General features: G+C 39.5%; 2 protein-coding genes. Both read right to left on the bottom strand.

Annotated features, from left to right (window positions below; genetic code table 11):
• Positions 1 to 879 precede the first annotated feature (879 nt).
• Complete coding sequence (locus tag BWD121_RS00590; protein ID WP_078662938.1) at positions 880 to 8,232, bottom strand: YadA-like family protein; 7,353 nt, start codon at positions 8,230 to 8,232, stop codon at positions 880 to 882.
• A 907-nt stretch (positions 8,233 to 9,139) separates the two neighbouring features.
• Positions 9,140 to 13,774, bottom strand: a complete 4,635-nt coding sequence (locus BWD121_RS00585) for a YadA-like family protein (protein WP_078662937.1) — start codon at positions 13,772 to 13,774, stop codon at positions 9,140 to 9,142.
• Positions 13,775 to 15,215: the final 1,441 nt, after the last annotated feature.

The following is a 15,215-nucleotide window of genomic DNA, read 5'->3' as shown; positions in this document are numbered from 1 at the left end:
CAAAAAAATGCATTTGAGCCATTTAAAAGTCATAATTGAGCGCTATCTGATTTAATGGTAAGTTTTGTGTTTCAAAAATAAACATAAAAACAAATCATAAAGCGGAGCCAATTTTGGATGCTAAAAAACAAAAAAGTGCAGTTTTCAGCTTTCAAATAAACTTCGTGTTAACAATAATCAGTAAGGAGAGGAGATCTTTAAGGTCCTATCCTTATAAAGGATTTGGGTTTTAGGGGTGTGTGGTTTTCATAGCAAATCCTCTGAAATAAAAATGTTAAGTAATGCATTTGAGCATCAAAGGTTATTTAGTTATTGTTAGCTTAAAAGAGGTGTGAGAATTTTATTCAAACAAAGAGCAGTGGTAGTGTTAGGTCTTTGAGAGAATAAAGTTCCGTGAGTAAGTTATTAATAGGCGTTAGTGAAAAATCTTTTTCTCTTTAATCTGATGAGGGGTGTTTAAGAGAGTATTTTATTTTTCGAAAACATCATTTAAAAGCTAAGCATAACTAATGGGGTGTGTTCGTTTTATATCTCCTTAATTAAAGTAATTAGTCTGAGTGTAGTGTTTGCTTTTAACGTGTTTACGGAAAGCAACTTGGCTTTATGTTAAAGGGTACACACGGACGAGTAAATAGAAAATTAAGGAAGTTTAGCTCTATTTGTTAAAAGTGAGTTCTTCGTAAAGATTGAAATGTGTTTTATTTCCAAGTGAATCTCTGGGATAAACCGGAGTGGTTTTGTGCGGTTTTTCGCAATAATATATCAAAAGAAAACTGTGGATAAGTTTTTCTTTCCTTAAAAATGTCTTTATTTATTTAAGCTGATTTTATCCAAATCATATCTTTGGTATATGGTATACTAATTCTTAATGTGGTGTTATTAATTCAGTGTAAAGCTTATTCCTGCTCCTACGCCCCAGTGACCTCCAGACGTGGTAACGGAGAGGTTGGAGCGGATATCCCCATCTTCAGATGTATAACCAGCACCAAAGGCAGGTGCTGAGTGACCGCGCCATGTACCATTACCAAATGTAACACTGAATTTACCAGGTGTATCATCGTAACGTAAGTTAGCTACAGCCAAACCGATTGCTGCTGCTTGTCTTGCTTCTTTTTCGATGCTGTCAACCTTATAACTTAAAGCATTAAACTTCATATCAGTATAGGCGTTGGCTTGCGCAACAGCATCACCAACTATATTTTCTATTTTTTCATCTGTATATTTGTTGGCATTTGCGAGAACAAATTGTGCTTTTTCTTTAACGTAATCATGCAGCTGCCCACCATTGACTGCTTGTTTTGAACCTTTTCCAATTTTACCATCTGCAACATTGTCAATGAGCACAGGCTCATCCTCTTTACCTCCTACTAACGTGATACTATTGATTTTGTTGCCCTGTTCATCTTTGTCATAGGTAACAACACCATCAGTAATGGTGCTAATATCGCTAATTATACCATCAACCTTGTTTTCAAGGTTGTCAATCTTCTCATTCGTCTCCCAAAGTTGATTACCTGTAACCGCATCACTGGAACCTTGTTTAATTGCACCATCCGCTACATCGGTTATCTTACCAGCCTGACCATTATGGTTAGCATCGTAAGCATTTTTATCATTATTCCAGATCAAACGATCAGAACTCATTTGAGAGCTTGTCTGCTGTTCAACTTTCTCAATACGGTCATTGAGACCAGACATACTGCTATTAACAGCACCAAAAGCTTCAGCTACATTATGATATGCTTGTTTTTCATTCTTGCTTTGTGCACCAAAATCCGTAATTGTAAACGTTGGATCTGTCCACTTTCCATCTTCATACCCAGCTCCTCCACCAAAATAAGCTGCAAGCTGTTTATTCAGTACATAAAGTTGATTACCTGTTATTGCTTCTGTCGAGTTTGCAGTAATCTTTCCGTCTTTCACACCAGAAAGTATCCGAGATTTTCCATTGTTATTAGTAATGGAAATTTCGTCACCTCTTGCTTGAGCACCAATGGTGATAATATGCGACAATGGATCCTGTGCTACAAGACTATTACCTCCTGCTCCAAGATTATTTTCTATATCTTCCAGCTGGTTAGAAAGATCAGTCAGTGTATTATTAACACCTACAAAGGCAGTTCCAACACTATGATACGCAGTATCCTGAATTTTATACGTCGGCTGTTTACCCTTCAGTACATCCGCGCCACCACCTAAATACTTATTAATATTCGTATCTAAAGTCGAAATATCCCCCTTAGCCTTCTCAACAGTAACACTAAGTGGCTCAATCTTTTCTTTAATCTCAAAAAGCTGCGCACCTGTTACTGCATCTGTTGAGCTTGCAGTAACTTCCCCATCCTTCAAACCTGTAAGTGTACGAGCTTCTCCCTTACTGTTAGTAATACTGATCTTACTGCCTTGTACTTTACCTCCAATGGTAATGACCTTCGTCTCTGAATGCTGTGCTACAAGACTGTCATCCCCAACACTTTCAACCTTATCAAGCTTCTCATAAAGATCTGTCAGCTTACCATCAACACCCTCAAAGGCAATTCCAACACTATGATACGGAGTACCCTGAATTTCATACGTCGGCTGTTGACCCTTCAGTACATCCGCGCCACCACCTAAATACTTATTAATATTCGCATTAAGCTTCTTTACATCTGCCTGCGCACTTTCAACAGTAACATTGAGCGGTTCAATCTTCTCTTTAACCTCATGAAGCTGCGCACCTGTTACGGCATCTGTCGAGCTTTCATTAAGTTTCCCCTTTGCCAAACCAGTAAGTTTACGAGCTTTTCCTTCACGGTTAGTGATACTGATCTTATTGCCTTCTACGTTTGCACCTATCGTAATCAGCTTAGACACCTCATTTTGTGCAACAAGACTGTCATCTCCAACACTGTTTTGCAATCCATCAAACTTCTCATAAAGATCCGTCAATGAAATATCAACACCCTCAAATGCGGCTGCAACACCTATACGATCTTCACCTTGAATTTTATAAGTGGGTGGCGTACTATTCAATACATCTGCATTACCACCTAAATACTCATTAACATTCGTATTAAACTTCGTCACATTCTCCTGCACACTCTCAATAGTGATATTCAACTCCTTAACATTCTCATCCACCTTATAAAGCTGCGCACCATTTACTGCATCTGTTGACTCGCCTGAAAGATCTCCATTCTTCAAACCGGTAAGTGTCCGAGTTTTTTTACTTTTATTAAAAATGGAGATCTTGTCACCTTCAGCTTTAGCTCCTATCGTAATGACATTCGTACCTTCTTCTTGCGCGACAAGAGCATTACTGACCACACCCGTGATACCCTGAATCTTCCCATCAAGCTCCGTCAGAACTTTATCAACACCACTAAAAGCATCTTCAACACCAGTATACGAATTTTTCTGAATTTCATACTTCGGCTTTTGACCACTCAGTATATTTGAACCACCACCCAAAGATTTATTAAGATTGTCAGCCAAACTTGAAACATCACTTTCAGCCTTCTCAACAGTACTGCTCAACTTCTCAGCATTCTGCTTAACATCATGAAGCTGCTTACCTGTCACTGCATCTGTTGATTCGTCTGAAAGAGCTCCATCCTTCAAACCGGTAATTTTCCGCTTACCTCCACTACTGTTAGCAATCGAGATCTCATCACCCCCTACTTTCTTACCTATCGTGATGACATTCAACTCATCTTTCTGAACAAGGCTATTACTTATCGCATGCGTGACACCTTCAACCTGTTCAGAAAGCTCTGTTAGTTTACCATCAACACCATTAAAAGCTGCTTCAACACCAGTATACGGCTTTTTCTGAATTTCATACTTCGGCTCTTTACCCTTCAGTACATCCGCGCCACCACCTAAAGACTTATTAAGACTTTCAACCAAAGTCGAAACATCCCCCTCAGCCTTCTTAACAGTGCTGCTCAACTCCTTAACACTCTTATCCACTTTATGAAGCTGCTTACCTGTCACTGCATCTGTTGATTCGTCTGAAAGTTTTCCATCTTCCAAATTGGTAAGTTTGCGCAGTCCTGCACTACTAGCAATGGAGATCTCATCACCTTCTACTTTGCCTCCAATGGTGATTACCTTCGACACTTCCTGCGTTACAAGGTTATTCTTTTCCGCATTGCCAACTTTGCTAGAAAGTTCTGTCAGCTTACTATCAACACCCTCAAACGCGGCTGCAACACCTACACGCTCTTGATCCTGAATTTTATAAGTGGGTGGCGTATCATTTAATACATCTGCATTACCACCTAAATACTTATTAAGATTCGTATTAAACTTCGTCACATTCTCCTGCATACTTTCAACAGTGCTACTGAACCCCTCAACACTTTGCTTAACACCATGAAGCTGTGCACCTGTCACCGCATCCGTTGAGCCTACATCAACTTTCCCCTCTTTCAAACCGGTAAGCTTGCGTGGGCCTTTGCTACCGGAAATGGAAATCTCGTCACCTTCTGTTTTGGCTCCAATCGTGATCTTATGCGTCCCTTCATCTTGATGCACAATGAAACGGCCTTCCACAGCCTCAACTTGCTTAGAAAGACTTGACAATGAAGCATCAACACCCTCAAAGGCAGAGCCAACATCATTATACGGCTTTTTCTGAATTTCATACTTCGGCTGTTCACCTTTCAGTACATCTGCGCCACCACCTAAATACCGAGATATATCACTGCCCAGCTTATAAAGCTGCGCACCGTTAACTGCATCTGTTGACTTTTCTGAAAGATCTCCATCCTTCAAACCGGTAAGTGTCCGAGTTTTTTTACTTTTATTAAAAATGGAGATCTTGTTACCTTCAGCTTTAGCTCCTATCGTAATGACATTCGTATCTTCTTCTTGCGCGACAAGAGCATTACTGACCACACCCGTGATACCCTGAATCTTCCCATCAAGCTCCGTCAGAACTTTATCAACACCACTAAAAGCTGCTTCAACACCATTATACGGCTTTGTCTGAATTTTATACTCCGGCTGTTTACCACTCAGTACATTTGAACCACCACCCAAAGACTTATTAAGATTGTCTGCCAAGCTTGAAACATCACTTTCAGCCTTCTTAACAGTGCCGCTCAACTCCTGAACACTCTTATCCACTTTATGAAGCTGTGCACCTGTTACCGCTTCTGTTGACTTGTCTGAGAGATCCCCCTCTTCCAAATTGGTAATTTTCCGCTTACCTCCACTACTGTTAGCAATCGAAATCTCATTGCCCCCTACTTCCTTACCTATCGTAATGACATTCGATGATTTATCTTGCACCACAAGGCTATTACTTATCGCATGCGTGACACCTTCAACCTGTTTAGAAAGCTCTGTTAGTTTACCATCAACACCATTAAAAGCTGCTTCAACACCAGTATACGGCTTTTCCTGAATTTCATATTCCGGCTGTTTACCCTTCAGTACATCCGCGCCACCACCTAAAGACTTATTAAGACTTTCAACCAAAGTCGAAACGTCCTTCTCAGCCTTCTTAACAGTGCTGCTCAACCCTTCAACATTTTGCTTGACACCATGAAGCTGCTTACCTGTCACTGCATCTGTTGATTCGTCTGAAAGTTTTCCATCTTCCAAATTGGTAAGTTTGCGCAGTCCTGCACTACTAGCAATGGAGATCTCATCACCTTCTACTTTGCCTCCAATGGTGATTACCTTCGACACTTCCTGCGTTACAAGGTTATTCTTTTCCGCATTGCCAACTTTGCTAGAAAGTTCTGTCAGCTTACTATCAACACCCTCAAACGCGGCTGCAACACCTACACGCTCTTGATCCTGAATTTTATAAGTGGGTGGCGTATCATTTAATACATCTGCATTACCACCTAAATACTTATTAAGATTCGTATTAAACTTCGTCACATTCTCCTGCATACTTTCAACAGTGCTACTGAACCCCTCAACACTTTGCTTAACACCATGAAGCTGTGCACCTGTCACCGCATCCGTTGAGCCTACATCAACTTTCCCCTCTTTCAAACCGGTAAGCTTGCGTGGGCCTTTGCTACCGGAAATGGAAATCTCGTCACCTTCTGTTTTGGCTCCAATCGTGATCTTATGCGTCCCTTCATCTTGATGCACAATGAAACGGCCTTCCACAGCCTCAACTTGCTTAGAAAGACTTGACAATGAAGCATCAACACCCTCAAAGGCAGAGCCAACATCATTATACGGCTTTTTCTGAATTTCATACTTCGGCTGTTCACCTTTCAGTACATCTGCGCCACCACCTAAATACCGAGATATATCACTGCCCAGCTTATAAAGCTGCGCACCGTTAACTGCATCTGTTGACTTTTCTGAAAGATCTCCATCCTTCAAACCGGTAAGTGTCCGAGTTTTTTTACTTTTATTAAAAATGGAGATCTTGTTACCTTCAGCTTTAGCTCCTATCGTAATGACATTCGTACCTTTTTCTTGCGCGACAAGAGCATTACTGACCTCACCCGTAACACCCTGAATCTTCCCATCAAGTTCCGTCAGCTTTTCATCAACACCCTCAAAAGCTGCTTCAATACCTGTACGGTCTTTACCCTGAATATTATACTCCGGCTGTTTACCTTTCAGTACATTTGAACCACCACCTAAAGACTCATTAAGATTGCCTGCCAAGCTTGAAACACTACTCTCAAATTTCTCAACAGTGCTGCTCAACTCCTTAACACTCTTATCCACTTTATGAAGCTGCTTACCTGTCACTGCATCTGTTGACTCGTCTGAAAGAGCTCCATCCTTCAAACCGGTAATTTTCCTCTTATCTCTACTACTGTTAGCAACCGAGATCTCATCACCCTCTGCGTCCTTACCAATCGTGATGACATTCAACTCATCTTTCTGAACAAGGCCTGCACTTTCCATACCCTGAACTTGCTTAAAAAGCTCTGATAACTTATTATCAACACCCTTAAAGGCAGAGCCTACATCATTATACGGAGTATCCTGAATTTTATACGTCGGCTTTGTCCATTTATCACCATCCTCATATGCAGCTTCTCCACCCAAATACTTCGCAATCGTGGTATTCGTCTCATAAAGCTGTGAGCCATTAATCGCTTCTGTAGAAGCTTGAGCAATTGTTCCCTTTGCCACATTTGTAATACTTTTATTTCCAGCATCGATTCCACTAACATCCAACTTTGGACCATCACCTTTCACTGTAACACTCGATACTTTAAGATTCTCAGCCAAATTAAATGCGACTTTGTTACTGCTATCTATTTGAGTAATCGTAAGATTATCACCTTCAGAAACTAAATTGACACCGTTTTCACTATCAACTTTTATAGGTTTTTGACCGTTAATAGAGAGCTGCCAAGTGACACCTTCATCTTGTACCCATTGTCTTAACGCTTTCAGCTGTGCAACATTCACTGCCTCATTATCATCAACACCAGCAGCAACTCCTGTAATCTGTCGTGATTGACCTCTTTCTCCATCACCAATACCCAGTTCGCCAAGAGTACTCATCCATGTAGAATTCATTTTTTCTGAAGTGCCATTAGTTATAGGGTCATAACCAACAGCACGAGGACCACGAATCGCTCTAGCCTTGTATCCGAGAGCAATACCCGTTTCGTTACCCTCCGTCTCAGTCAGCTCACCTATGCATAGACTTTGCTCTTGGCCCGGACGACAAAGAAGACCGTCAATCACCCCCCTCATCTGTGTGCCAGCAACACGTGCACCCGTTGTATTGCCAGACCTCGTATTAACAGACCAGTTGATGGTATTATTTTCTTCTAACAACCAATCACTCGCCGCTGCATCTACATCAATTAAAGAACGTGCACTTGCACTCGTTAATACATTTACTGATGCATCAGCCCCACAACTACTCTCAAAAGAATAATCACCAGAACCATCAGATAACTGATTTTTGCTCAATTTCTTATACTGCTCTTTTACAGATACTTTCTTACCTAACCTTGATGAACTACGACTAACAACCTGATCCACCCCACAAGAACGATTACCATTAGCCACCCCAACACGCCCAGAACCAGCCTTATCACCCTTTGCAGAAACCTCACCTGCACTTACACTTTGAACTGTCGACCCCGTTGAAGAAAGATGAGAAGCAAAAACTGGAGAAACACTCGACAAAAGTGTAGCCATTACCACCCCTAATGAAATAACTCTAACCAAAGATACCTCACAAAGAGGCCTTTGAGCATTGAAGCTTTTGTCTTTTGGAGTGATATGTACTTTTTTCATAACAAATCTTTCAAAAAATAAAAAACATCAAAAAAATGCATTTGAGCCATTTAAAAGTCATAATTGAGCGCTATCTGATTTAATGGTAAGTTTTGTGTTTCAAAAATAAACATAAAAACAAATCATAAAGCGGAGCCAATTTTGGATGCTAAAAAACAAAAAAGTGCAGTTTTCAGCTTTCAAATAAACTTCGTGTTAACAATAATCAGTAAGGAGAGGAGATCTTTAAGGTCCTATCCTTATAAAGGATTTGGGTTTTAGGGGTGTGTGGTTTTCATAGCAAATCCTCTGAAATAAAAATGTTAAGTAATGCATTTGAGCATCAAAGGTTATTTAGTTATTGTTAGCTTAAAAGAGGTGTGAGAATTTTATTCAAACAAAGAGCAGTGGTAGTGTTAGGTCTTTGAGAGAATAAAGTTCCGTGAGTAAGTTATTAATAGGCGTTAGTGAAAAATCTTTTTCTCTTTAATCTGATGAGGGGTGTTTAAGAGAGTATTTTATTTTTCGAAAACATCATTTAAAAGCTAAGCATAACTAATGGGGTGTGTTCGTTTTATATCTCCTTAATTAAAGTAATTAGTCTGAGTGTAGTGTTTGCTTTTAACGTGTTTACGGAAAGCAACTTGGCTTTATGTTAAAGGGTACACACGGACGAGTAAATAGAAAATTAAGGAAGTTTAGCTCTATTTGTTAAAAGTGAGTTCTTCGTAAAGATTGAAATGTGTTTTATTTCCAAGTGAATCTCTGGGATAAACCGGAGTGGTTTTGTGCGGTTTTTCGCAATAATATATCAAAAGAAAACTGTGGATAAGTTTTTCTTTCCTTAAAAATGTCTTTATTTATTTAAGCTGATTTTATCCAAATCATATCTTTGGTATATGGTATACTAATTCTTAATGTGGTGTTATTAATTCAGTGTAAAGCTTATTCCTGCTCCTACGCCCCAGTGACCTCCAGACGTGGTAACGGAGAGGTTGGAGCGGATATCCCCATCTTCAGATGTATAACCAGCACCAAAGGCAAGTGCTGATTGACCACGCCATACACCACTGCCAAATGCAATACTGAGCATTCCTGGTGTCTCAATGTAATGCAAGTTCGCTACTGCCAAACCAATAGCCGCTGCTTGCCTTGCTTCTTTTTGGACACCTTCAACTTTATAATTTAAGGCCTCAAACTTCATATCAGTATAGGCATTAGCTTGCTCAACAGCATCACTAACCATATTCCCTATTTTTTCATCTGTATACTTGTTTGCATCTGCAAGAACAACGCTCATCTGTTCTTTCAGTTGACCACCATTGACTGCTTGTTTTGAACCTTCTTCGATTTCACCATCTGCAACATTATCAATGAGCACAGGTGTATCATCATCAGTACCTACTAACGTGATACTATTGATTTTGTTACCATGTTCATCTTTGTCATAGGTAACAACACCATCAGTAATGGTGCTAATATCGCTAATTATACCATCAACCTTGTTTTCAAGGTTGTCAATCTTCTCATTCGTCTCCCAAAGTTGATTACCTGTAACCGCATCACTGGAACCTTGTTTAATTGCACCATCCGCTACATCGGTTATCTTACCAGCCTGACCATTATGGTTAGCATCGTAAGCATTTTTATCATTATTCCAGATCAAACGATCAGAACTCATTTGAGAGCTTGTCTGCTGTTCAACTTTCTCAATACGGTCATTGAGACCAGACATACTGCTATTAACAGCACCAAAAGCTTCAGCTACATTATGATATGCTTGTTTTTCATTCTTGCTTTGTGCACCAAAATCCGTAATTGTAAACGTTGGATCTGTCCACTTTCCATCTTCATACCCAGCTCCTCCACCAAAATAAGCTGCAAGCTGTTTATTCAGTACATAAAGTTGATTACCTGTTATTGCTTCTGTCGAGCCTTCTATAATATCTCCATCTAAAAGAAACTTCAGTTTGTTATTTTCTGCTACCCCTCGCCCTTCTCCTTTGTTCACATGAAGCGCAACAAAAGCTTCTTCCTCATCACTCCAAAATAAAGCATTCTCCTTAACCGCTGTAGTATTTGTATTGATATTGTTCTGCAACTTCGTCAATTTCTCATCAACACCTACAAACGCAGCTGCAACAGTGTGATAATCCTTCTTTTGAATGGTATAAGTCGGCGCTATACCATTCAGTATATTGGCATCACCACCTAAATACTCATTAAGATTCGTATCAAGTTTTATCACATTTCCCTGCACACTAGATACTGTGTTAGTCAACGTCTCAACACCCTGCTTAACTTCATGAAGCTGCTTGCCATTGACTGCCTCTGTCGAGCCTTCTGTAACAGATCCATCAGCTACCCCAGAAAGTGTCCGAGATTCTCCATCTTTGTTAACAATGGAAATCTCGTCACCTCTTGCTTTAGCACCAATGGTAATCTTACGCGTCCCTAGCTCTTGTTGAACAAGGTCGCCACGTACTACATCATCAATTCTATCAACAAGCTGTGTTAGTGTATCATCAACAGCTACAAAGGCAACTTCAACATCACTATATTCCCCATTCTGAATGGTATACGTTGGTGCCTTATTCTCCAATATATTTGCGCCTCCACCTAAATACTCCGAAATATTCGCATCAAGGATTGTGACATTCTTTTCAACTTCCAATACAATACCGTGCAAATTGGTAACACTTTGCGTAACTCCATGAAGCTGCGAACCTGTTATTGCCTCTGTTGAATTTTCTGAAACATCTCCATTTGCTAAGCCAGTAAGTTTCCGAGATTCTTTATTAGCGTTAGCAATAGAGACTTCAGTACCACCTGTTTTGGCACCAATGGTGATGAGCTCAAATATGGAATCTTGCTGAACAAGACCATTATTCAACACATTTGCAACACCATCAATCTTACCAGAAAGCTGTGTTAATGTATCATCAACACCCTCAAACGCGGCTGCAACACCTATACGATCTTCATCTTGAATTCTATAAGTGGGTGGCGTACCATTCAATACATCTGCACTCCCACCTAAATACTTATTAATATTCGTATCAAGCTTCGTCACATTCTCCTGCACACCAGACACTGTGCCTGTCAATACGTCAACGCTTTGCTTGACTTCATGAAGCTGCGAACCATTAACTGCATCTGTCGAATCTTCAGTAACTTCCCCATTCTTCAAACCTGTAAGTTTTCGAGATACTCCATCACCGTTGCTAATTATGATCTCACTGCCCCCCACTTTAGCACCAATGGTGATCTTATGCGTGCTTTGTTCTTGCTGAACAAGGTCGCTACCTACCACATCATCAATCCTACTAGAAAGCTGCGTTAATGAAGCATCAACACCAGCAAATGCAGCTCCAACATCATTATGAGTCTGTTTCTGAATTGTATACGTCGGCACTGTATCTTCTAGTATGTTGGCACCAACACCTAAATACTGAGATATATTACTGCTCAGCTTATAAAGCTGCGAACCATTAACTGCCTCTGTCGAGTTTGCAGAAAGCTCTCCTACCTTCACTCCAGAAAGCACCCGAGATTCTCTATCTTTGTTGGCAATGGAAATCTCACTGCCTTCTACTTCCTTACCAACGGTGATCACCTTCGTTCCTGGATTTTGATGTACAAGAATGTTTTCAACTTTACCAAAAAGCTGTGTCAGTGCATTATCAACGCCCTCAAAGGCGCTACCAACATTACCGTATTCATGACTTTGAATTGTATAAGTTGGTGCCTTATCTGTCAGTATATTTGCACTACCACCCAAATATTCCGAAATGTTTGTATTAAGTTTTGTAACATTAGTATCAAGATTCGTCACTTTCCCTTCAACTTTTGATACAGTACTACCTAGTGTCTTAACACTTTCATCCACCTTATAAAGTTGTGCACCGTTAACTGCTTCTGTCGAATGTGCAGAAAGATCTCCATCTTTTATACCAGAAAGTATCCGAGATTCTCCGCCTTTGTTAGCAATAGAAACCTCATTACCATCGGTTTTGGCACCAATGGTAATCCGCCTTGTTCCTGAATTTTGCTCTACGAGAATGCTATCTACCACATCGTTAATTTTTCCAAAAAGCCGCGTCAGTGAAGTATCAACACCTGTGAATGCATCTCCAACATTATTATACCCTTGACTTTGAATTGTATAAGTCGGTGCTGTACTTTCGAGTACGTTTGCATTACCCCCTAAATACGTTGCAACCGTACTATTAAGTTCATAAACCTGACCGGCATTGATTGCATCTTTCGAACCTTTCAAGAGAATTCCATCCGCCACACTTCTAACTTTCATATCTGCAGCATTGATCCCAGCAGTAGTCACTGATGGACCATTCACAATAAGTAAGCCAGCGTCTATTAAGCGAACATTTCTTGTCCAAATACTTGTCAGCACAAGATCCTTATTCAGATCAAATGTTACCGTATTGCCACTTTTAACAATCTTAATATTGTCACTTCCAGCAACTAAATTGAGACTAGTGTCTTTATTAACTTTTGTAGCATTTTGACCGTTAACAGAAAGCCGCCAAGTACCACCTTCTGTTTCTACCCACGTTTTTAATGCTTTCAGCTGAGCAACATTCACTGCATCAGTCTCTTCAAAACCAGCGGCTACTCCTGTAATTTGTCGTGTTTTTCTATTGCTTACATCACCAACACTAACTGCACCTGTAGTACCTCTCCATGCCGGTGACGTTTCCATTGAAGCGATACCACTTACAGGATCATAACCTGAAACCCATTTTGCAACTTCGGCTTTAGAATCATCACCTAAAGCAACACCGCCCTCCACAGATGACCGTGCACGATAACCAACAGCAGTACCTAATTTAGCCTCAGCAAAAGAACCTATAGCTATTGCCTTCATTCCCTCAGCCTTTGCGTAATTACCTATTACAATAGATTGTGACTGGAGAGCCTGACTTGAAAAACCTAAAGCCACAGAACCACCACCCTTAGCCCATGCTTCCCTGCCAATTGCGACATCTTCTCCGCTCTCTGCATTCGCATTTGAACCTAGCTCAGCACCAATACCTTTCAAAGTGAAACTATCAAAATAACCCTGTATTTCCTCTGACGTTTCGGCAACTTGTCTCATATTCACACCAGCAGCAATAGCGCGAAACATAGCATCCGTATCAGCAATCCAAGTAACTGGTTGAATTACAGAACCATTAGGATCACAATTAATAAATTGTTGATTAGCGCTCAATTTTTTATACTGCTCTTCTGCAGATACTTTCTTAGCTGATGATAAACTATGGCTAACAACCTGATCTACCCCACAAGAACGATTACCATTAGCCACCCCAACACTCCCACCAACACGCCCATGAGCAACGTTAGCAGAAACCACACCTGCACTTACACTTTGAACTGTCGCCCCCGTTGAAGAAAGATGAGAAGCAAAAACTGGAGAAACGCTCGATAAAAGCGTAGCCATTACCGCCCCTAATGAAACAGCTCTAACCAAAGATACCTCATAAAGAGGCCTTTGAGCATTGAAGCTTTTGTCTTTTGGAGTGATATGTACTTTTTTCATAACAAATCTTTCAAAAGTAAAAAATATACTTGGACATAAAAAAGTCACAATTTGGCGCTATGTGATTTGACAATGGGTTTTGTTTTTCAAAAATAAGCATAAAAACAAACCATAAAGCGGAGCCAATTTTGGATGCTAAAAAACAAAAGAGTGCAGTTTTCAGCTTTCAAATAAACTTCGTGTTAACAATAATCAGTAAGGAGAGGAGATCTTTAAGGTCCTATCCTTATAAAGGATTTGGGTTTTAGGGGTGTGTGGTTTTCATAGCAAATCCTCTGAAATAAAAATGTTAAGTAATGCATTTGAGTATCAAGGGTTATTTAGCTGCCATTAGATTAAGTTTAATTGTTGTTAGCTTAAAAGGGGTTGGGGTATTCAAACAAAGGTAAGTTGTTGTGTTGAGCCTTTGAGAGAATAGGGTTGTGTGAGTAAGTTCTTAATAGACGTTAGTGAAAAATTTTTCTCTTTAATATGATGAAGGGTGTTTAAGAGAGTATTTTATTTTTCGAAAACATCATTTAAAAGCTAAACATAACTAATGGGGTGTGTTCGTTTTATATCTCCTTAATTAAAGTAATTAGTCTGAGTGTAGTGTTTGCTTTTAACGTGTTTACGGAAAGCAACTTGGCTTTATGTTAAAGGGTAAGGGGGTATATGTATAACGAGCAAAAAATTTAAAGGGGGGTGCTTTATTTTTTCAAAACGACTTTCTGGTAAAGTATTTTTCGTAATGCGCTTGTTCTTAAACTGAAGTGGGCTTTTTGAAGCGTTTATTAGGATATTTCATTAAATAAATTGGAGTGTTTTCAATTTCTGTGTAATGAAATAGATGGTTTATGGGAAGTTAATTTGCAAAGTAATGTAATTATTTGAGACTTTTTATAATACCATGTTGATGGATGTTTTTGTTTGGAAGGGGGCGTTAAGAATTTTGAGTAAATTTGTTTAGCAATAACACCAGTAATTATTGAGTGTGGTCGTTTCTATGAAATCTTTCTATTACGATAAGTGTTTATAAATGGCTTAGCTATGCTGGTGCGTTTGAAACAAAATCTCTTCCCGTCTCAATGACTTCCTTCTTTTCAACAACTTCCTTCTTTGTTGTATTTAATCCATCAGTTATCACAACGGCACTAAATGTTTAGCAATACCAATTAGCCCTACTGTTACGAAAGCAAACATTTTTTTGATATAGACTTTGACTGTGATATCTTCTTTCACCTTCAATGATCATATAAGGTGCTTCGATTATATAAGGTGCTTCTTTATAACCATTTCCATTTTCCTTTTCATAAGAATAAGAACCATCAAAATCATAGTTGAAAAATCGTAACAAATAATATCATTCATTTAGAGACAGAAAAAAGCAAATTTCAAACAGATGTCCCTTTTTCCGTCTTACCTAAAATCGGAAAACCGTTTGAAATTAATCTTACACATG

This window comes from Bartonella sp. WD12.1 (assembly GCF_002022415.1).
Lineage (GTDB): Bacteria > Pseudomonadota > Alphaproteobacteria > Rhizobiales > Rhizobiaceae > Bartonella.
This window is presented reverse-complemented; position numbering and strand designations above follow the sequence as displayed.